This window comes from Acinetobacter sp. WZC-1 (genome assembly GCF_052544965.1).
This window is the reverse complement of record NZ_CP199370.1, coordinates 2,752,736-2,773,808: the sequence shown is the minus strand read 5'-3', so window position 1 is coordinate 2,773,808 and position 21,073 is coordinate 2,752,736. Positions and strand designations below refer to the sequence as shown.

Below are 21,073 nucleotides of genomic sequence, written 5' to 3'. Positions count from 1 at the left end.
CTGGAGGGTGATTTTAATTGTCATATGATGGACGGAAGCTTATCGGTATTGATCTGCAACAGGCGAATGATCAAAAAGCCCTGCATTGGCAGGGCTTTCGGTGAAAACTAATCCTGTTTTGCTTTCGCATTGGATTTTTTCTTTTTCGGTCTGGATTTTTTCCTGTCTTTTTCCTTTACTTTGCTTTCGGATTTCGTCTCCGTTTTTTTGACAGGCTTTCCGGTATAAGAACTTGGCTTACCGGGGGCCTTCTTTTTACGGACCGGTTTTTCACTGTCGTTACTGAGCTTTGCTTTTGCCGGCTGCTCTTTAAAGCTCTCTTCTTTCGCTGTAGGGGCTGCCGCTTTTGCAACACGTGGCGCACGACTGCGAATGACACGACCCGCATGAGACAGTTGCTGGATCAACTCAAAGTCAATTTTACGGTCTTCAAGATTAACCCCGGCGACTTTGACCCTGACCTCGTCACCCAGGCCAAAGATCTGGCCACGGTTCTGACCGATCAGACTTTGACTGGCCTGATCAAAAACAAAGAAGTCATCACCCAGCTGACTGACGTGAATCATGCCATCGACATATAAGTCTTTCAATGTGACAAATAAGCCGAATTCAGCAGTTGCGCTGATGGTACCGGTAAACTCCTCGCCCAGATGCTGTTGCATATAATGACATTTCAGCCAGGTGGTGACGGAGCGTGAGGCTTCATCTGCACGGCGCTCAGTGGCAGAATAATGCTCTCCGGCATCATCCAGTGCTGCTCCGGACAGCGGATAGGGTTTTTTCGCCAGTTGCGCCTTAATGGCACGATGCAGCAACAGATCAGGATAGCGGCGAATCGGTGAGGTAAAATGAGTATAGGCTTCATAGGCCAGACCATAATGGCCGGCATTCCTGGCACCGTAATAGGCCTGCATCATGGAACGTAACAGTACAGCATGAATACTTGGCGCATCAATACGATCTTTCGTGGCTTCGATTACGGCCTGATAGTCTGCCTGTGTCGGTTGTTCCGGAAAGTTCAGCCCCAGTAATTTCACAAAGTCCCGGACTTTCTGAATCCGGGAAAACTCAGGGGCTTCATGCACCCGGTATAGCATGGGAATATCATGTTTTAACGCATATTCCGCTGCAGCCACATTGGCCAGTAACATGCATTCTTCAATCAGTTTGTGGGCATCATTGCGGGTGCGGGGCAGAATCTGGTCGATGCCGCCCAGCTCGTCAAAGGTCATGTAGGTTTCGACGGTTTCAAATTCCATTGCATGGCGCTGTGCACGTAGGCCTTTCAGGGTCTGGTACAACTGAAATAACGTATTCAGTGATTTCTGGATATTACGGTCCGCCGGAATTGCGGCACTGTCTCCCTCAAAATATCGGGCCACCTGGTCATAGGTGAGCCGGGCTTTGGAGTGCATGACCGATGGATAAAATTCAAAACCGGTGACACGGCCAGTGCGTGACAGCGTCAGATCACAGACCATACATAACCGGTCCACATGCGGGTTTAAGGAACATAGACCATTGGACAATGCTTCAGGCAGCATCGGTAAAACAAAGTGGGGAAAGTATACAGAGGTTCCACGGTCCTGTGCTTCATTATCCAGCGGCTGGTCCGGGCGGACATAATGACTGACATCGGCAATGGCGACCACAACCCTGTAGCCACCACCCGGACGTTTTTCTGCATATACGGCATCATCAAAATCCCGGGCATCTTCACCATCAATGGTCACCAGCGGTAAATCACGCAGATCGATCCGCCCTTTACGATCCCTGGCCCCGGGTTCCTTAAAGCTTTCTGCTTCCTGCACAACCTCTTCAGGAAACTCATAGGGCAGTCCATATTCCAGAATGGTTTGTGGAATAATAATTTCCGTATCGGCTTTGTCGGCCATGGACTGGATAATATGACCGGTTGCGAATTCCTCACGGGTTGGAAAATCATCAATTTCTATCCGCAGCGCATCGCCTGTGCGGACCTGCGCATGTTCAATGAGTTCCTTTTCCAGTGGAATTGGCTGATGTGCATTGGGACCGGCAGGCTGAATGAAGTATTCACCTTCATGCTCTGCCAGTTTACCGATGATCTGTCTGACACGGCGCTGGGTGACTTCGGTAATATATCCCCAGGCCTTGCCTTTGCGGTCCACGGAAGTCTGCTGGACTTTGACGCGGTCTCCATGGAAGACCAGTCGCAGTTCACGCTCCGGCAACAGAATTTCATCTTTTTTACCATCCAGACTGGCAGACCCCAGGCCTTTGGCATTGATATAAACCGTGGCATCATAAGTCGGCTGATCTGCCATTAACTGAAACTGGAAACCGTCCTTCATCAGTTGACCATCACGAACCATGGCACTTAAGCGGTGACTCAGGGCGTCTATGCTCTTTTGATCGGCAATATCAAAATGTTCCACCAGGTCAGCATGTGAGACCGGTGTCTGTTTTTGCTCAATTATTTCCAGGATCAATGTACGACTGGGAATAGGATTGTCGTAACGTTCAGCTTCCGTCCTGGCTTCAGGATCGTCCCAGTTTTTCATCATGTTTTTAGCTTTATGTCAGAAGATGTGTTTAGCATAAGTCATGCAGACGCAGACTGCACGTAAATGATTGCAATATTATGTTTTATGGCGTTATTTTTTTAATCAGTATGAATCAGGGCTATGTGGAAAATACGGCATTGCAGACCCGATAAATGCAGTACCTGCATATTGTTTAAAAAGTATCTGATTGATCAAAAAAAACAGATATTTTTTAAATGTGACTTGAAGATTCAGTGTTTAATTTGTATTATGGCGGCTCGTTACGGTGAGGTGGCCGAGTGGCTGAAGGTACTCCCCTGCTAAGGGAGCGTGGGCTTTAACTCCCACCGAGGGTTCGAATCCCTCTCTCACCGCCACGTTTATTTACCTTATTTGCGCTCATAGCTCAGCTGGATAGAGCACTTGGCTACGAACTAAGGGGTCGGGAGTTCGAATCTCTCTGAGCGCACCAGGTAAAGAAACGAACACTGACGAAGCGGCCATGCATGATCAGGCTGCAATTTTGCGCTCATAGCTCAGCTGGATAGAGCACTTGGCTACGAACTAAGGGGTCGGGAGTTCGAATCTCTCTGAGCGCACCAGATAAAACATCAAACAATGAACCGCTGATCAGGCGGTTTTTTTGTGCCTGGTCCAGGCATTTCCCGGATATTCCGGCCCTGTAAATGCTGTAACATGTAATATTGCTGCTGTTTATGGTTCATGGATATGACACTGGCGCTTGTCCTGAATTCGTCTGGATACCAGGCATTCAGTATAAAATGGGCAAAATAGTACTGACCGGGCAGGGGGAAGATGAAACGATCCGTCGTTTAAGGCACGATGTTTATCCCTGCATTGGTGATTTGACCTTTCCACAGCTTTACCCCCTGAAAATACTTGAGATTAAGGTCCTTAAGCGGATTATCGAACGTGGTGCATTGTCTGTTGTCAAACGTCTTAAGCCAGACTTTAACCAGATATTTAGGTCAGCACGTAAGAAAAAGCTGATTCAGTATGATCTCATTGAGGATATTGAACTACAGAAACCACAGAACGGAAACTTTGCGGTAGTGACTAGGGCTACTGCGTTACATCAGTTATTCATAGTTTATCTTTATTCTTTTGACACAAATTCACTTTTTCTTACTTATTTTACCATTGACAATAATAACGCAAAAAATGAAAATAATTATCATTAACCTTTGAAAAGAACTCTTAAAATGTCGGTTTATATTGACTCTCATAAGGTAGTGTTGAAACAAGTAGGCGATATATTTTTAGATTCATGTTCTCCTCTGCCCAACCATCATTTGAATCATTTCAACCCATCTGATGGAAACGGTTATAGTGAAATTTATGATTTTGGTAAACTTTGTGTAGGTAGAGGAAAATATTGGATAGATCATCCACTAAAGATGAGTGCTGAGACACCCGCTCATTCTTTGGGGATCACGATACTTCTTTCTGGAACACATCATATAAAAAATCACAAAAGTAATCATAAATATGAAATTCGTTCCCCGATGATTATTTTGCGAAAAGGAAGTCTGGGCTTACAAACAATTTACCTTCAAGAGCATAAAGAAATGTCTTTAGTTTCTTTAGATTTTAATAAAACTTTCCTTGAAATCATGAAAAGTAATTCCCTGCATTCTGATTTTGCCAAATTCTTTTTGATTGAGCCAGGGCCGGCATTAAAAACTATAAATATCCCTAATAAAAATGTGTTGCATCAAGCCCATTATTTACTAAATATTCCGTCAGCCCAGTCATCAATTGATCTTCTTCATTTGGAGGGAGCGGCATTAGAGTTAATCAGTCTATTGCTGGGTAACAATCAAAAATCGAACGAAATACCTTCATCAGTCAAAAAAACGATCTTTATTTTAGAGAATGAATTTGAAAAAAAGATCACAATTCGCACTTTAGCCAAACAAGTCGGGATTAATGAGTGTGATTTAAAAAAAATATTTAAGGAATACACAGGCAAAACTATTGGACACTATTTATTGGAAATTCGAATGAAATGCGCGCAAATTTTACTTAAAGAAGGTGTTTCAATTGAAAATGTCGCCAATCAAGTCGGGTACAGTAGTACTCAGTATTTTAAAAAAACTTATGAACGTTATTTCAGCTATAGTTGTTAGTCATGTGCGTTGAAATTACAAGAGAATGTAACTTGAGAGATTTTAGGCAGTCAACAGGTTTTGTTGCACAAAGATTTAAAAGTTAAATTTCCCCCTGATCGAGTCAAATTTAAGTCACAACCTGGATGTGAGGTCGAGCTAATAGCGCTTAATTGTTCGAAGCAATTTATTTCTCTGCTGTGGACTGATTCCTGTATCTTTCCAGGCTCTGGGATTTCTTTAGGATGGAATCACTGCATGCGCTTGTCGATCTGAAATCACCTGTCGGCAGCATTTCGTATCATAAGCTCCATCGATATAGACAGAATCAATCGGTTCATCCTGTGGAATTTGATCGAGTAAATCGTCGAATAATCCGGTATTCCCCAACCTCAACCTGATAACTTAATCAGGCTTTGAAAAAAGCCTGTGGCTATTTCATTTGAGAATTATATTACTGAATAAGCCCTTAACTGTAGGTTTGTGCAACAAAGCCCTGGAAGGATAGAACCAAATATTAAATGAGAATTATCTGTCACTTTAAAATAGCAGTCATTTCCAAAATGTCAAATTTTCTGCAGTTTATATATTTCTTGGTTTTGTAAATATTTAAATTAAATCAACCGCTTTCCTGATTTTATAAATTTATTTCGGATAGTTTCGTTAATTGAGAATGATTCTTGATAATATTCTTGCTCTTAAACAGGAGTCTTTCTATCCAGGGTGAAAAATGAATAGTTCATATCAATTTAAAAGATCTGTTTTGTTTGTCAGTTTAGCTTTACTTTCGACACAATATGTTTTGGCTGGGGGATGGACTGGATACAATTAATTCTCAAACTATTAATAGTTTAAAAACAGAAACAAATGCAGCAGTGATAAATGGTAATGCTGTCAAAGAGACGAAAGAACAAACACTGCCAACAATCGTGATATCTGCCGCCCATGACCAAACATTATCTGGCGGTCAAATTAGTAAAATAAGCCAGGTAGGTATGTTGGGTGATAAGTCTGATATTGATACGCCATTTAGCATTACCAGTTATACCTCAAAATATATCGCAGATCAGCAAGCGACTTCTGTTGCTGAGGCGCTTAAAAGTGAGCCTTCGGTGCGTAGTGTGTTCTCTAAAGGTGGCATAGGCGAATACTTCAATATTCGTGGTTTGTATACCCAGAGTCATGAATTGGCCTGGAATGGTTTATTTGGTTTATTGCCCCACAACCGTGTACCAACTGAGTTTTTAGAACGTATTGATGTCTTTAAAGGGACCAGTGCCTTACTCAATGGCATGTCGATTGGTGGTGCTGTTGGTGGTGTCATTAATGTCGTTCCAAAGCGCGCAACATCCGAAGACATTACTCGTTTAACTACGACTTATGAGTCTGATGCCACTTTTGGTGCGCATATTGATGTAGGTCGTCGCTTCGGTGAAGGTGATAAATTTGGTGTTCGTGTTAACGCACTGAAGTCTTATGGCGACACGGCACTCGATGGACAAGAAGAAAACCGTTACCTGGGTTCTATTGCACTTGACTATAAAGGTGAAAAACTCCGTGCCAGTTTGGATTTATACGACATCAATGAGAAACTGGACGGCGGTCAACCCTTAATGGTGTCATTCGCGACATCGGTTATACCTAAAGCTCCGGATTCTAAACTTAATCATCAACCGGGATCATACTCGCATACCAAAACTCGTGGGGTGATTGGACATTTAGAGTATGATTTTTTGCCTGATTGGACTGCTTTTATTTCAGCTGGGACTAAACGACAAGACGGTGTGGGGGTAATTGCCAACAATGCTTTAGGTAATGCAGCACAGCCCAATGGTGACTATATGGCCATGTCACGGATGAATGCCAACAAAACCAATGCTGATTCAGGTGAATTGGGTATTCGAGGCCAATTTAACACAGGTGCGATTAAACATAATGTAGTCATCAGTGCCAATTCATTGGACCAGGATACGCATATGGGGCTGGTGATGGGCACGCCCTGGGCATCGAATATTTATCGACCGACTCGCCCTTCATTAAATGCACCACGTCCAACTTATGTTCCCAAAACTTTAGATACCACACTGACCAGCTTTGCAGTGGCAGATACATTGTCGAGTCTGGATGATAAGTACCAACTCACCCTGGGTGTTCGTCATCAAAATGTGAAATCTCAAAGTTACAGCATCCTTGATGGTGCTCCGAACAGTCCATATTATGATGAAAGTGCTGTAACGCCGATGGTCGGTTTTGTGGTTAAACCCTGGGACAATTCACTGTCACTTTATGCGAACTATATAGAGGGTTTATCTCAAGGCGATACGATTACAGACCCTACTAATCCACTTATTGCTGAAGAAACGCTTAAACCTTATAAGTCAAAACAATATGAAATTGGCACTAAATGGGATATGGGTAAATTTAAAAACACCTTCAGTGTCTACCAAATTACTAAAAATGGTTTAGTGCAAGACGCTAATCGTAATTACAGTGAAAGTGAACAACGTAACCGTGGTATAGAATGGACCACGGCTGGTGAAATTATCAAAGACGTGCGCTTATTAGGTGGTGTGTCTTATTTGGAGGCTGAATGGGAAAAAACCGCAGGCGGTGAGATGGATGGCAATGATGTAAAAGGCATTCCGCACTGGCAATCAAACCTTGGACTTGAGTGGGATGTGCACGCGCTTGAAGGGTTAACCTTGACTGCCAATACGATTTATACAGGTAGTCTGTATGCCAATGATACCAATACGCAAAAAATTCCGGATTGGTTTGTAGTCGATTTAGGTGGACGTTATGCTACCAATATTGCCAGGCATAATGTTGTATTCCGTGGCGGTGTTGACAATGTTTTTGATAAAAAACACTGGGCAGGAGTATGGAATGGTTATGTTGGTGTCGGCGGTGACCCTCGTACGTATAAACTTTCAATGCAAATTGATTTCTAAAAACAAACAATATTTGAAAAGGGTCCAGGGGCATCACAATATGAATAATACGTCAAAGCCATGGGTTTTATTGATCAGCACTTATACTACGCAATATATTGGTGTGGCATTTATCATGTCTGCTGCATTTGCCATTTTAAGACAAAGTGGTATAGCACTCAATCAATTGGCTTTGCTGAATCTTATTGCGATTCCAATGCTTTGTAAAATTTTATATGCGCCATTTGTGGATAGCTTTCGTTTATTTACCCAGGGGCAGTATCGAAGCTGGTTGATTTTTGCACAGATGTGTATGGCCGTATTGTTATTGATTTGTGGGTGGCTCGACATTCAAAATCAATTTTCCATCGTATTGGTCTTATTTATTGTTTACACCTTGTTTATGAGTATTCAAGATGTTGCCAGTGATGGTTTAGCCAGTAAGATTTTCCAGGCATCTGAACGTCAATTTGCCAATAGTATTCAATATGCCAGTAACTTACTGGGCAATATTATTGGTGGTGGTTTGCTTTTAATTTTGTATCCATGGTTACAGTGGAAAGGTGCGTTATGTGCACTTGCCATACTAACCGCGATCACCTGTATTCAATTGCTGTTTTATCGTGAACCTGAAGATATTTATATCAATCCACATCACACTATTGCTTCGCAATTTAAAAGCCTGGGACAACAACTCAAGGTCTTTATATATGAATATCGGCGTTGGTTTTTATTGTTGTTTATTTACCCGATCGGTTTTACCGCTGTCTTTGGCATTTTAAATCCCTTACTTGTAGATGCCAAATGGTCCCTGGATGGTATTGGCTTTGCCACCAAAGTCTTTGGATCCATTATTGGCATATTATCGGCATTTCTTGCCACACTTTTGATCAATCAATTACAGCGTAAAAAAGCCCTCATTACTTTAACTATTATGCAAGGCTTGACCCTATTGTTATTTGTTCCTTTGACTCTGGGCTACACCTCAAAACCAATGGTGTATTTGGCAATTTTTGGCTATTTCATTGCCAATCCGGGGCTAATGGCAACGCTCTCTACACTCATCATGGATCGTGCAGCCAGTATGCCGGCCAAAGCAACATTTTTTAGTTTGCAACTTAGTTTGGTCGTCTTTATGGGTTTTGCGTATTCAGCACTTGGTTTAACTTTGGCTCAGCATATTGGATATACCGCTGTAGTGATTTTGACCTTTATTTGTGCTTTAGGTGTTGCAGTTTTGGCGTGGAAATTATTGCCATCTGATGATCAAAAAGCCTCGATTTAGTATTTTGAGCATCCAGTCACTTTTATTTGTTTTATCTGAGAAATTTAGGCAGCTTTATGAAACACTTCACCACGATTAAAGACCAGGACCGTAAGCTTGATATTATGGATCATGTGAATCAGGATCACCATAAAGAGTTACTAATCATTGCGCAGACTTATGGTAAAAATAATGCGATTCATGATGCTGTTATTGTCGATATTTATGAAGAAGGCATTCTGCTACATACCCAGGATCCTTCTTCAGCATCAAAACAAGATTTATTTATTCAGTTTGAATTAAAAGGCGATTTAGAAGAACAAATTTTGTATTTAGCTTATAATTCATTTGCCAAACAAAAAATTGAATTTAGCAACAACGCCAAACAGTTTTTTGAAGTGATTGCGAAATCGCAAGTCAGCCCAAACATGACAAGACTCACCATTAAAAGCCAGACACCGCTTCCCGAATACTATGCTGGTTATGCCTATGGTTTTATTTTAAAATTGTTAGAAAAAGCACCTGTGGTACAAACCAATACGTCTAACCAGAGTGGTACATTAAAAAATTTATTTGACCGTGGCTTTTTATGGGTAATGAAGCATTTATCTACGCAAAAACGTCAAAAATTGATGAAAAACATGAATAAAGATGTGCGTCTTTATACTTTAAGGCAAGCATTTGCATCGGGTTCAGATGAACAGGGTTTGTATTTTGGTTATGTAGATGTGTTTACACATGGCACCAGTCCTGGTAGTCAGTGGGTTCAGCAACTGAATACAGGCTCTTTAATTTCAAGCCGCACTGAAACTGATGATAAGCATGATCATTTGCATGAAGGACAGGCAGTTTTAATTGCAGATGAAACAGCATTTCCTGCGCTTGCAGGTATTCTGGATTTTTGGAAAAATCCAATTCCGCCGATTATTATTCTACTTTGTGCAGATGAGGTGGATTTTGCGTATTTTGATGATTATGTATTTCCTGAAAAAGCCAACATTAAAAAAATCACAGGTATTGTCAATGAACAAGGTCAGAAAACTATTGAGCTGCTCAGATTATTGACTCAATTGGATCAGGTTTGGGGGGCTTTAGAAAATAATGCCGCTAAACAGATTCGCCACTATTTCCGTAATGAGCGTAAATTGGCAGGTAAAAATAATCACATTAAAGGATATTGGCGCTTAGATAAAAAGCATTAATTGGGTAATTTGTTTTTTTCGTATTTTCCTGGGCTTTAAGATTTGAATGATATGAATATTTTAAAAGACATTTCCTTACCTGTATTAAAGTTGGCACTCCCTTTAATTTTAATACAAATTTGCCAGGCTTCTTTAGGCGTGATTAATACCATGGTGGCAGGTCGTTATTATTATATCGATCTGGCAGGTGTTGGTTTGGGAAGTAATATGTGGACGCCTGTATTTATTTTATTTACAGGAATTTTATATGTGCTGGTACCTAAAATTTCAGCGATGCAACAGAGCAATTCAAAGGATATTGGTTCGCTCATTCAGCAAGGGAAAAAAGTCGCTTTTTTACTGTCGATATTTGGTTTTGCTCTGATTCAATTGCTGGCATTTCTATGTCCCTGGCTTATTGAAAATCAGCAAGTTGCACAAATTGCCAAACAATATCTGCATTTTATCGCTTTTGGTGCGCCAGGCCTTGTATATATGACGTTATTTCGTTTTATTAGCGAAGGTCATATAGCCACATGCAAATTAAGGGCTACATTTCTTTAAATCCGATATCCAGAGCCTCACAGATGGAAATATTCTGTTGACTTACAATATTCCTGACTTTCCTTTTCAGTACAGACCATGCCTGTTCAATCGGATTCAAATCAGGGCTATATGCCGGAAGGTAGGCGATCCGTACATTATACGTTTCAGCAAGCTGTTCTATTTCCCGGCCTTTATGAATGGATGCATTGTCCAGGATCAAAAGATACCCTGACCCGGGTAAATTCCGAAATAAATAATCAAGCCACCCTGTAAATAAATGTCTGTCACATGAACCCTGAAAAACCAGCGGTGATAGAAAACTGCAGGGAGCACTCGACCTTACCGCACTGATCATACTCATTCTTTTTCCATGACCGCCTGACTTTAAATCCTGACAGCGTTTCCCCTTAAATGACCAGCCATATTCTGCCGTGTCAGTTGTATTGATTCCTGATTCATCGATATACAGAATATTTTCCCTGCCATATTCCTGTTCCCACTGAGGAAGAATCCACTGAAATACGGTTCTGCTTATTTTGCAGGCCTGTCTGTAGAGGAAACTCTTTTTTTATGCGTCCATCCCAGTTTATGAAGCGTTGCCAATATGACATCATAGGAAACTGCATATCCGAACTGGTTTTTAAAGAGTGGAACCAGGTCTTTTGCCTGTGAGAACTTTGTATTTTCAACAAATACTTTGAAAGCAGGCAGATCCTTAATGGTTGAAGGTCTGCCCACATTGACAAGTTTAGGCTGAGCCAGCTGTCCTGTCTGCTGTTCAAGCAGAATCCAGTCATCCAATGTTGTGCGGGCGATATTGAACGTCGTGCAGGTATTCGATTTATGACCACTCTTTCGGTAGAATTCCATGACTTTCCGGCGTAAATCTTCTGAATATATCTTTGGCATATGGATAAGCAATTTAAAGGGGTTTGTCTATTGTAGCTCAAAAAGTGCATCTTGCTATAGTTTGCTCAAACCGATTATGTCGACCTATTTTATTTTACTGATCTGTGATGCTTCACTCTGTGTCGCATTGGTCAATGGCATCGGATTTGTTCCTGAAATGGGAGGGGTAGGTGCAGGACTTGCTACAGCGATCAGTGCTTATATTGCTTGTTTTTGCATGTATCAATTTGTGAGCAAGGCCGTTCCTGAGCTTAAAACCACAGAAGCGAAAGTGAGTTTTAAAGAAAGCTTAAAATTGTTACAGCAAGGTTTACCAATCGGGATTACCCTGGTCCTTCAAATTTTAGCCCTGGCAACACTCGCGTTCTTTGCTTCACAACTTGGCGCGAAAACCATTGCAGCACATCAGATTGTGATTAATATTGCTATGCTGATTATCATGATTCCGATTGCCATTAGCAGTGCAACGACTATTCGAGTCGCTCATTTTTCAGCAACAAACAATCAGCAAGGCAAAATGTCTACGAGCCTTTTTGTGGCTGTGATTACCTTGATTTATGGTGCTGTGATTGCCTGTTTTTTGGTTGGCTTTGCGCAGCAAATTGCAAGTTTATTTACCCAGGATACAGAAGTTTTACAGATTGCTATGGGTTTGATGTTGTTTGTAGCGATTTTCTTGATTTTTGATGCGGTACAAACGGTTGCTTCAGGTGTGTTGCGTGGTTTACATCAGTTTATGCAGCCTTTATTTGTGATTTTGTTTTGCTATTGGTTCATTATCATTCCGATGAGTTATTTCATGGGGGTAAAAGGGTGGTTGCAGGCACGTGCCAATGTGGATGTGATCTGGATGGTATTGATCTGGGGGATTAGCCTGGCAGCAGTTTTATTGACTATTCAAAGTTACCGTTATTTAGCCCGAAAATGAATGAAAGTAATTGAAAAGGATCCAGGGTAATCCCCCCTAAAAATAAAAGGATCTAAAAGTAGAATTTTCTCTTAAAGTACAGGCAGGAGATTTTGCATGAAAATATCACGTTTTACTGACAGTCAGATTATGTCCATCCTGAAATCGGCTGAATCTGGTATGCCTGTCCTGAATTCGCCTGGATACCAGGCATTCAGTATGAAATGGGTAAAATAGTACTGACCGGGCAGGGGGGAAGTGCGTATAATGTGCTGCATCTTGTCGCGCTCATAGCTCAGTTGGATAGAGCACTTGGCTACGAACTAAGGGGTCGGGAGTTCGAATCTCTCTGAGCGCACCAGTCGGATCAATATTTAAAAACCGCATTGAATGCGGTTTTTTATGTCCATTATATTCTTTGGATATTTAAATATGATTGCATTTGAATGAACCGAATATGAACGAAGCGATGGTGTAAATTGCTGCGGAAGCGCTGAAGAAAGTTCTTAATCCAGTGTAATATTCTGCTCATCTGTATTGAAATGTGTTGAATCAGTCTATGTCAGACAGCAAAGCTGCATTATTTTTACGCTATTATCTGAATCTGGATGAGTCTCAGGATGGCTTTAAGCTGGCGACCTCCGGGAAAAAGCAGTTGACCCGGTTTTTTACCCCATTGGTCAGTATTGCCATTGTCCTCTGGGGCTTTTATCTGGGCCTGGCAGGCGTGGGGCGTTATTATGTCATGCTGGGCATATTCTTTTTAATGTTACAGGCGATCATGCGTTATTGGTTATTGCCCATGATCTTTAAGCGTCAGTTTGTCAAATATCAGTTTGGCCAGAGTGAACAGGGCATTGAGTTGTTTCAGGACCATGCAGAACTGTTCAGCAGTGGCCGTCCTAAACAGCGCTTTCATTATACTGAGGTGCAGAATTTTGCAGTGGGTAAACTGACCTATATGATTGAGCTGAAAAATCGGACGGTGGTGATTGTGCCAAAACGTGTGTTTGCCTCGGCAACAGATCAGTATATATTTGAAAATACCTTTAAAAAATAAATGGAAATCAGCATTGCATGACACTGAAATGTCAACAAGCCATAAGGAAAATTTATGAATACGCCTCCATCTAAAATTATTTGTGTCGGTCGTAACTATGCAGATCATGCGCGGGAGCTGGGAAATGAAATCCCGGATCGTCCGGTTTTATTCATTAAGCCACCGAGCAGTCTGGTTGCGCTGGAAGCGGGAATCAGCTGGAACACGGCCTGGGGCAGTTGTCATTATGAATGTGAGCTCAGCCTGCGTATTGACCGGCCTTTGCAAGGTGAAACGGATGCGCAGAAAGCCTTGCAGGCTGTGGGTGCTGTCACGCTGGGGCTGGATCTGACCCTGCGTGATTTGCAGGATCAGTTGAAGAAAAAGGGACAGCCCTGGGAACGGGCCAAGGCATTTGATGGTGCCTGTATGCTGGCAGACTGGATTGATGTCAGTGAGGTAAAAGCCTGGGATCAGCTGCGCTTTAATTTTCAGGTCAATGATGAAATTCGTCAACAGGGGGATACATCATTACTGATTTTTAATATTGCTGATTTATTGGTGGATATTAATCAGGTGTTCTCATTGCAACCGGGTGATGTGATTATGACGGGTACGCCGGCCGGTGTGGCCGCACTGACTTTTGGTGATCAGCTGACCATGACCCTGCATGGACAGACCCAGGACTTTGTATGGAAAACCTTTGTAAAATAAAAATATTTACAGGCTGATCTGAATCAGCCCGGTGGTCTTTATCTGGTTGATAATATCCAGAAAACACAGCAGTGATGCTGTGTTTTTTATTTTTCCTCAAGGATGGTCGACAGAGGAATGGACAGTTTTGCTGCCAGGTACTCATCCGACTCAATCAGCATTGGACCAATATGCTGGACCCAGAGATCATCTGAATGGATATTCTCGACATCCTCACGGCGGGGCAGGGTAAAGGGCAGGGTTTTGTAAAAACTCCAGAAATCGACCTGGTCCAGGTTACGTACCAATACATATTCATTATTTTCAGTGCGTTTAACCAGGTTCTGTTTTTCAAGCATGCTGACATAGGCAGGCCAGCGTCCAATTTCACCACGCCCCAGGATATCCAGCGCTTCTGCATCGGTCACCACTTCGCCGGTCTGTTGTTTCTTATAAAATAATTCCAGGATATCCAGCAGGGTCATCACAGGATGTCGTGTCTGAATTTTCCCGGTATGAAAGGCGGTCAGGGCATAACTGATTTCCACACCCAACAGAACAATATTCCATGACAGGAAAATCCATAACAGGAAAATGGGGACTGCGGCGAAAGCACCGTAAACAAGCTGATAACTGGTGAAATTGGTCATCACAAAACCGAACAGGCTTTTTAATAGCGTAAAGACAGATGCACTGAAAAGAGCTGCAATTGCTGCTGATCTGGCAGGCACTGTCCGGTTGGGAATGGTCCAGTACAGAATAAAAAAGCCCAGCGTGGTCAGTGCAAAGGGAATAATGGACAATAATGCAGTACGGTCCACTTCATAACCTGTAAAGTTATTGCTGAGAATACTCATGGAAGCCAGGGTGGAAGAAATGACAAAGGCGCTGCCCAGTAAAATCGGACCCAGGGAAATAATGGTCCAGTAGCGCATAAACCCGATAATGCCATTGCGGGTTTCCTCAACGCGCCAGATCCTGTTAAACACTGCTTCAATATTGGTCAGCATCATTACGGTTGTGACGAATAGAAACAGCACCCCAATGACGGTTAAATTACTGGAATTCTGAGTGAATGCATTAAAGGCTTTGTCAAAGGCAATGCTGGTTTTTGGCAGAAAGTTGCTGTAAACCAGTTGCTGTAACTGCTGACGGGCAGGTTCCAGTGCTTTAATTGAAGAAATAATCACCAGGAAAACAGTCAGCATGGGTACCACGGCAAACAGCGTGGTATAGGTGAGAGACCCGGCCTGGTCCCTGCAACGGTCTGCCTCAAAACGTTTCAGGACAAACAGGATAAACTGAAACCAGCTTTTGTCATAAAAGGGTAGTTTCTTCAACACATCCATCATAAATATAAAGTCTCTGTTCTTTTATTCATATTGTTACAATTTCAGCCGTTAGCTTAACCAGAAACCAGGAAAAATACCGTATAGTTTTCTTTTTCGGTTATGTCATAACAACTATGCAAGCATATGTACTGGTCTTATATTACAGCAAATCCGGCTCAATTAAGGAAATGGCGCATTTAATTGCCAATGGCATTGAATCCACTGGCCTGGCGGTTAAAATTCGGACGGTACCGGAGATTTCCACGGTAGTCAGGCAGGCAGAGCCGAGTATTCCACAGGAAGGTGATATTTATTGCAGCCTCGGAGATCTGGAAAACTGCTCAGGACTGGCGTTGGGTTCTCCCACCCGTTTTGGCAATATGGCTGCTGAAATGAAATATTTCTGGGATCAAACCTCAGAACTGTGGCTGAATGGCGCACTGCATAATAAGCCGGCATGTGCGTTTACTGCATCGGGTTCCATGCATGGGGGACAGGAAAGTACCGCACTGAGTATGTTTCTGCCGCTGTTTCACCACGGCATGATCATTATGGGCTTAACCAATGCCAGTCCGGCACTGGCCAATACAATGTCCGGGGGCACGCCTTATGGTGCAAGCCATGTCAGTGGTCCACTCAGTGACCGGGGCATCAGTGAGGATGAAAAAGTATTGTGTGAGGAGCAGGGCAGGCGACTCGGTGAAATTATCAGAAAGTTACAGGCATAATTCACTGAGGCGGGCAGACTGAAGACTACAACTGCCCCGCTTTGTTCCGTTGACTGAATATATTGATCTGCGGACTGATCTGAACGAGTGATATTGACTGATTTGCATCAGTATCAGGTTTTGTAACAATGGCCTTTTATCGTCTGATCAGACGCTGATTTGCAGCGAAACTGGCATGATGCCGGATTCTGACATTAAGCCTGTATGTTTTGTTTGAATCGATAGCCGCATTTTAAGCATCGGAAATCCTGAAAAATATTTTTGTCGATCATGACGCCGGCTTTCTTGCCAAAAATATTGCCCACGACACCGCCGGTAATGCCCACACTGATTGCACCGATAAAGGTTCCCACGGTTCCACCGACAATGACTCCCAATGGACCGGCAACCGTGCCAATGGCTGCGCCCACTGAGGCACCGGTTGCTGCACCGCCAACAGTTCCTGCCGTTGTTCCTGCTGCGGTCAGCAAAACCCCACCTGTGGTTCTGAGTAATTGGTCATGATCACGTTTTTCAATTTCTGTGGAACCACATTTTGGACATTGCATAACTTTTTCCATCAACTTTTATCAACGCTCTGTGTTTTGGCGATTTTGCATTATACAGGCTGAAATCTGATTTATATTGACCACAGGAGGTACTTTATTGTTGTTTATTTTTTATTTGTTATTTCAATAAGTGTCTATATTTCATGTGAATAATTCTCTAATTTTGACTTGCTGAAAAACAGATCAGTTTTTTAGTTTGTTTTAAAGCGATAGGTTTGTAAGCCATTTTTCAATCCCACTGGTGTTGGTATAGCTGGATACATTTTTTGAGCTACAATAGGTAAACCCTTTTAGATTGCCTGCTATCATGCCAAAAATATATTCAGAAGATTTGCACCTGAAAGTCAGGAATATTGTCAGTCAGCAGAATATTCCCATCTGTGAGGCTCTGGATATCGGATTTAAATAAATGTAGCTTTTGATTTACATGTGGCTATGCGGGAATGCCGGGTCAATCCCGACTTTTTATTTCATAATCTGTGAAAATTCAAACTCCTGTGGCATGAGGAAAATGTACCAGAATGTCAGCAGAAGTTTTTTAATTTTCACACACATCCAGGTTTATCTAAACTTTGGCTGAATATTATTTTCTTTAATAATTTTCACAATTGAATATAAAACTGAACGTCGTACATGATCATTGTTATATGAACCCTGGTGATCAAAACCTGTCATTTTAAAAACCTGTTTTACACCACGCTGACCCAATGGCGCATAACCAGACTGATAAGGTACCGTACCATCGCCATCTGAGTCTTTATCAGATATTTTAAACGTTCCAAATTTACCACTGGTCAGTCTGATATACCTTAATCCATTATTATCTTTCATATTTCTTTGCATATAGTAACTTGCGCTTTGCCCCATTTTCATCGCATCCCTGGCTACGCCCTGATTATAGGCTTCCACCTCTTGTGCACTCACCCTCGGTAATCTTTTCATTTGCTCAGCGGTTAAACCTCGCAATGCCTGGTCTAAGGTCCATGTCAGTGTCCCAAAACTTGAATGTTTGGGGTCATGCCCATAATTGACATAGGTACATGGATGATATTTATTAATAATTTTATCGTGGAATTCTTTCACTTTATCAATCTTTTTAAAATATACATCTTTTATTCTTTTACCTGGATTTTTACTTTTTACCATCTTAGCAGGATCAATTAGCTCCTCCTTAACCATCTCCCACCAGACACCATCAGCTTTATAAATTTCTTCATAAGGATCATTTTTAGGCAAAGAGACTACATTGGTGTGTAAATCCTTACCATTCATCAAGCCTGAACCATTTAAAAATAACCAGGGTTTACCGTTATTATAGGCCTTACCTGGTAATAGCTCTAAGCCACCAGGGGCATTAGCCAGCACTGCTGTGACATGCTCAGTATTTTTACCCAGTACATAGGCTGGTAAGGCACCCACGTCGGCGGAACCTGTTACAATCCGACGATACGCAGCCGCTGCACCCTCAGCAGGCATTACCCCATGCACCACGCCCGCAATATCAGCACCGCGCAATTGAGCTAACCTCCGTGTAAGTAAACCGCCCATTGAATGGGTGACCACAATAAATTTATGAAATCTTGTACCATACTCCTGTTTAATTTTATCTAACTTTCCAGCAACAATAGCCGCACCGTTTTCACTGGATTGTAGCCAGTTATAGCCCATCGCATACACAGGAAAGTGAAAACTACTTAAATGATCAATATCCTTTTGATCTATCGGTGTAAAACCTTCCTGTGGGTGCCATTTTCCAGATTCTGACTTACTTAACAGACTCTTCCATTCATGTACAAATTCCTGCAATTTCATCTGTTGATACATGCCATACCCTGCCGTAGCCCCACTGAAGTTAGGCGTAGCATCGTCTGCTTTTTTCTCTACCTGAATATTATTTAAGGCAAGATGCAGATAGGTGAGAATCCCACCATAACTATCCCAGTGAACCGTTCCCCAATAGCGCTCTCTAAGTACTTTTTCTGTCAATTTAAGTCGCTGATCAACTTTGATATCTCCATCAAGGTCAACTCTTGTATTTAATGGATCCAGTTCCGTTTGTAAATCAGCAGGAGTTTTTTTCATTTGTGATGTTACGGTATCCACTCGACCAGTAATACCATTACCAATTCTCCAAACTGGTTTCCCTAAATTGGTATTAAAAATATTTGATCCCATAATGCCTGGGACAAAGATAATGGGAATGGTGTCGAGTAATGGAATCTCAACATAGGTGCCTGTTTTATTGGATGTCGGACTGGTTGCTGATATGGCTTGAGCAAGAATATTGTTCGCCATCTTATTGCTCCTTCTTATTATTTGGTGAAATTTGGACGCTGTTTAATACAAAATCATAGAGCTGCAAGGCATTTTTTTGACTTACCGTAGAGGTTAGAGATTCATCATCATGAACTAACTCAGCACTTTCAAAATCAAATTTAATATATGGGTCATTATCATTATTTAAATCACCTAAATATTGCCATGCTCCATCTTCAAACCCTCTTTCAAAATACCCCCGCCGTGATATATGGTTCAGAACTTCTTCGCCCACCAAACCGTTAATGACTTTTTTATACTCTCTTAAGTTCTCAATTTTCATTTTAGCTTTTACAATCCCTGGTAAATCATCTTTATTTTTTTTCATAAGCTCAATCAATGGTACATCCGACTCTAAGCGAACGCGATGATTTATATCCACTCTGACTCGAGGATAGCCAGGAAATCTAAAGTGTAAATATCCTCCTGTAAATGGGATGTTCTTGCTCATATCATCTGCTATAAAAAACTCTTTCCAGCAAAGACCAGCCTGTTCTTCCCCCTTAGATGATCTTATTCTTATACTTTTTAGATTATGTTGTATTTCTGCTATTGCTTCATCTAAAAGATCATTACTTGCACCACTTTTAAAAATAAGAAATTTATTGGGGCGGAGATATAAATAAGCATAAATTTCATAAAGTGATGTAACGTATTTTCCATCTCTAAAAACAATAATATGGCTAATCATACGACCAGTTGGATCTACAGGACCCTGTATTTCCTGTTTTAATAGAACCCCTTCAGTTTCATGAGGTTCATGCTTTAAATATTGAATTTTATCATCAATCAGTTTTTTAAAAGCGTCATAATTTTTTATATCTTCCACAACTTCAATATCACTGCCGTTGTAGTTAAAGTTACTATATTCCACTTCTGTTTCTTTCGGTACAGTCACTTCAATACGACCAAAACATACTTTTTTCGGATTACTATAATCAATCACTTGAATTCCTTCTTTCTGTTTCTCAACATTTGAACAAGCACTGAAAGACATTGTTGTAAATAAACAAAGAATTATACTCTTAAATAATTTCATATATTACATCCCATAATTCTTCCTTATTCAGACGGAAATACTTCAATATTCAGTGCGGCCATTACGTCTTTTGTACAAACATCCGTTTTACCATCCTCACCAGAAACCCCTTCAAAAGCCTGCCCATCTTCCGCCGTGATGTCGGCTTTCAGCCCGGCATTGAGGGCGTGTTCGGCATCAATGCGCTGCAGGAACAGCTGCAGGTTCAGGACCGGGTCTGAGAACTGGATGTGCAGGCTGCGGTTGCGGGCACTCAGCCCGAGCCGGTCCATTTCGGCGTGGATGTGTTGTAATATGAAATTCATTAGCAGAAATTAATTGTTATTCAATGCATTGTCTGCATTATAAAAACAGGATTGGCGTTTTATCCAGCATCATTTTAATTTTAATGGTAATAATTCTTTGCAGACATTTTGTTACAAATAATCACATTCAAAATAGTGTATTTATTTTAATCAGTATTTTATGTATTTCTCTTCTTTCAGCCTGGATTGTATACGCTGTTTTTTCGGACAGGTGGTTTGGAATATAAATCAAAAAATGAGTAAAAGAAATTGTATATTTCAGGTACTGCACCATAACAATATAGTCAAACCACCTAATTATAGTTGGATACATTTTTTGAGCTACAATAGATCAACCCCCTTTAAATTATTGCCTATCAAATGCCAAAAATATATTCAGAAGATTTACGCCGGAAAGTCAGGACTATTGTCAGTCAGTAGAATATTTCCATCTGTGAGGCTTTGGCTATCGGATTTAAAGAGATGTAGCCTTTAATTTTCATGTGGCTATGAGTATATAACGATGCGTAAATCTCTGAAAAATAATCTGACCTCCCCCCCCCAAAAAAAAAGTAGCTACACCCTAAACTGGAGACATGACCTGTTTGTGATTCCTTACAAATTCGCTGGGGGTCATATAACCGAGTGAGCTATGTGGTCTTCTCCGGTTATAATCCTCAGGCCAGGAAGAAATAGTTTTGTGC

At 41.5% G+C, this 21,073-nt stretch carries 15 protein-coding genes, 4 tRNA genes and 5 pseudogenes; 14 read left to right on the top strand and 10 right to left on the bottom strand.

The genetic code is table 11. The annotated features are described in order from the left end of the window. Positions 1–107: 107 nt before the first annotated feature. Positions 108–2,546 (bottom strand): ribonuclease R, encoded by a 2,439-nt coding sequence (gene rnr / locus ACT6PV_RS12900; protein WP_445116708.1) that lies wholly within the window; start codon positions 2,544–2,546, stop codon positions 108–110. 264 nt (positions 2,547–2,810) lie between these two features. On the opposite strand from rnr, the gene ACT6PV_RS12895 reads away from it, so the two are divergent. The 5 genes and pseudogenes from ACT6PV_RS12895 to ACT6PV_RS12875 all read left to right on the top strand — a co-directional run bounded on the left by ACT6PV_RS12895 (position 2,811) and on the right by ACT6PV_RS12875 (position 4,675). Further along, positions 2,811–2,902, top strand: a tRNA-Ser gene (locus ACT6PV_RS12895). Positions 2,903–2,920: 18 nt separating this feature from the next. Next, positions 2,921–2,997 (top strand) — tRNA-Arg (locus ACT6PV_RS12890). Positions 2,998–3,050: 53 nt separating this feature from the next. After that, positions 3,051–3,127 (top strand) — tRNA-Arg (locus ACT6PV_RS12885). Positions 3,128–3,337: 210 nt separating this feature from the next. Further along, positions 3,338–3,619: pseudogene (locus ACT6PV_RS12880) on the top strand (phage integrase central domain-containing protein); the annotation flags it as partial. Between the two features lie 129 nt (positions 3,620–3,748). Continuing rightward, positions 3,749–4,675 (top strand): helix-turn-helix transcriptional regulator, encoded by a 927-nt coding sequence (locus ACT6PV_RS12875; RefSeq protein WP_445116707.1) that lies wholly within the window; start codon positions 3,749–3,751, stop codon positions 4,673–4,675. Between the two features lie 144 nt (positions 4,676–4,819). On the opposite strand, the pseudogene ACT6PV_RS12870 reads toward ACT6PV_RS12875, so the two are convergent. Beyond that, a pseudogene (locus ACT6PV_RS12870) lies at positions 4,820–5,023 on the bottom strand (IS5/IS1182 family transposase); the annotation flags it as partial. A gap of 361 nt (positions 5,024–5,384) precedes the next feature. Between ACT6PV_RS12870 and ACT6PV_RS12865 the strand changes: the two are divergent. The 4 genes and pseudogenes from ACT6PV_RS12865 to ACT6PV_RS12850 all read left to right on the top strand — a co-directional run. Further along, positions 5,385–7,605 (top strand): annotated as a pseudogene (locus ACT6PV_RS12865) (TonB-dependent receptor). Positions 7,606–7,645: 40 nt separating this feature from the next. Continuing rightward, positions 7,646–8,869 carry an MFS transporter gene (locus ACT6PV_RS12860; RefSeq protein WP_445116706.1) on the top strand — a complete coding sequence of 408 codons (1,224 nt, stop codon included), beginning with the start codon at positions 7,646–7,648 and terminating at the stop codon, positions 8,867–8,869. 56 nt (positions 8,870–8,925) lie between these two features. Further along, positions 8,926–10,050 (top strand): SIP domain-containing protein, encoded by a 1,125-nt coding sequence (locus ACT6PV_RS12855; protein WP_445116705.1) that lies wholly within the window; start codon positions 8,926–8,928, stop codon positions 10,048–10,050. Positions 10,051–10,101: 51 nt separating this feature from the next. Further along, a pseudogene (locus ACT6PV_RS12850) lies at positions 10,102–10,590 on the top strand (MATE family efflux transporter); the annotation flags it as partial. On the opposite strand, the gene ACT6PV_RS12845 reads toward ACT6PV_RS12850, so the two are convergent. Then, complete coding sequence (locus ACT6PV_RS12845; protein ID WP_445117114.1) at positions 10,580–11,038, bottom strand: IS630 family transposase; 459 nt, start codon at positions 11,036–11,038, stop codon at positions 10,580–10,582. The pseudogene ACT6PV_RS12850 and the gene ACT6PV_RS12845 sit on opposite strands and share 11 nt — an antisense overlap. Positions 11,039–11,106: 68 nt before the next feature. Beyond that, a complete protein-coding gene (locus ACT6PV_RS12840) occupies positions 11,107–11,484 on the bottom strand; it encodes a helix-turn-helix domain-containing protein (RefSeq protein ID WP_445114631.1) in 378 nt (125 codons plus the stop codon). Here ACT6PV_RS12840 and ACT6PV_RS12835 point away from each other — a divergent pair. The 4 genes from ACT6PV_RS12835 (at position 11,444) to ACT6PV_RS12820 (ending at position 14,144) form a co-directional block, all read left to right on the top strand. Further along, the gene (locus tag ACT6PV_RS12835) at positions 11,444–12,412 is read left to right on the top strand and encodes an MATE family efflux transporter (RefSeq protein WP_445116704.1); all 969 of its coding nucleotides are present in this window, start codon (positions 11,444–11,446) and stop codon (positions 12,410–12,412) included. The genes ACT6PV_RS12840 and ACT6PV_RS12835 overlap by 41 nt on opposite strands. A 263-nt stretch (positions 12,413–12,675) precedes the next feature. Next, positions 12,676–12,752 (top strand) — tRNA-Arg (locus ACT6PV_RS12830). Between the two features lie 198 nt (positions 12,753–12,950). Then, entirely contained in the window at positions 12,951–13,451 is a 501-nt protein-coding gene (locus tag ACT6PV_RS12825; protein ID WP_445116703.1) for a YcxB family protein, read from the top strand. A 54-nt stretch (positions 13,452–13,505) separates the two neighbouring features. Further along, the gene (locus ACT6PV_RS12820; protein ID WP_445116702.1) at positions 13,506–14,144 is read left to right on the top strand and encodes a fumarylacetoacetate hydrolase family protein; all 639 of its coding nucleotides are present in this window, start codon (positions 13,506–13,508) and stop codon (positions 14,142–14,144) included. Positions 14,145–14,230: 86 nt separating this feature from the next. Here ACT6PV_RS12820 and ACT6PV_RS12815 read toward each other — a convergent pair whose 3' ends face one another. After that, complete coding sequence (locus tag ACT6PV_RS12815) at positions 14,231–15,475, bottom strand: YihY family inner membrane protein (protein ID WP_445116701.1); 1,245 nt, start codon at positions 15,473–15,475, stop codon at positions 14,231–14,233. Between the two features lie 113 nt (positions 15,476–15,588). Between ACT6PV_RS12815 and wrbA the strand changes: the two genes are divergently transcribed. Next, a complete protein-coding gene (gene wrbA, locus ACT6PV_RS12810) occupies positions 15,589–16,182 on the top strand; it encodes an NAD(P)H:quinone oxidoreductase (RefSeq protein WP_445116700.1) in 594 nt (197 codons plus the stop codon). A gap of 194 nt (positions 16,183–16,376) precedes the next feature. Here wrbA and ACT6PV_RS12805 read toward each other — a convergent pair whose 3' ends face one another. The 5 genes and pseudogenes from ACT6PV_RS12805 to ACT6PV_RS12785 all read right to left on the bottom strand — a co-directional run bounded on the left by ACT6PV_RS12805 (position 16,377) and on the right by ACT6PV_RS12785 (position 21,063). Then, on the bottom strand, positions 16,377–16,742 hold the full coding sequence (locus ACT6PV_RS12805; RefSeq protein WP_445116699.1) for a hypothetical protein: 366 nt from the start codon (positions 16,740–16,742) through the stop codon (positions 16,377–16,379). A gap of 549 nt (positions 16,743–17,291) precedes the next feature. Further along, on the bottom strand, positions 17,292–19,025 hold the full coding sequence (locus ACT6PV_RS12800) for an esterase/lipase family protein (RefSeq protein ID WP_445116698.1): 1,734 nt from the start codon (positions 19,023–19,025) through the stop codon (positions 17,292–17,294). A 1-nt stretch (position 19,026) separates the two neighbouring features. Beyond that, a complete protein-coding gene (locus tag ACT6PV_RS12795; protein ID WP_445116697.1) occupies positions 19,027–20,085 on the bottom strand; it encodes a T6SS immunity protein Tli4 family protein in 1,059 nt (352 codons plus the stop codon). 23 nt (positions 20,086–20,108) lie between these two features. Next, positions 20,109–20,264 (bottom strand): annotated as a pseudogene (locus tag ACT6PV_RS12790) (hypothetical protein); the annotation flags it as partial. A gap of 688 nt (positions 20,265–20,952) precedes the next feature. Continuing rightward, a complete protein-coding gene (locus ACT6PV_RS12785; RefSeq protein WP_445117113.1) occupies positions 20,953–21,063 on the bottom strand; it encodes an integrase core domain-containing protein in 111 nt (36 codons plus the stop codon). Positions 21,064–21,073 lie beyond the last annotated feature (10 nt).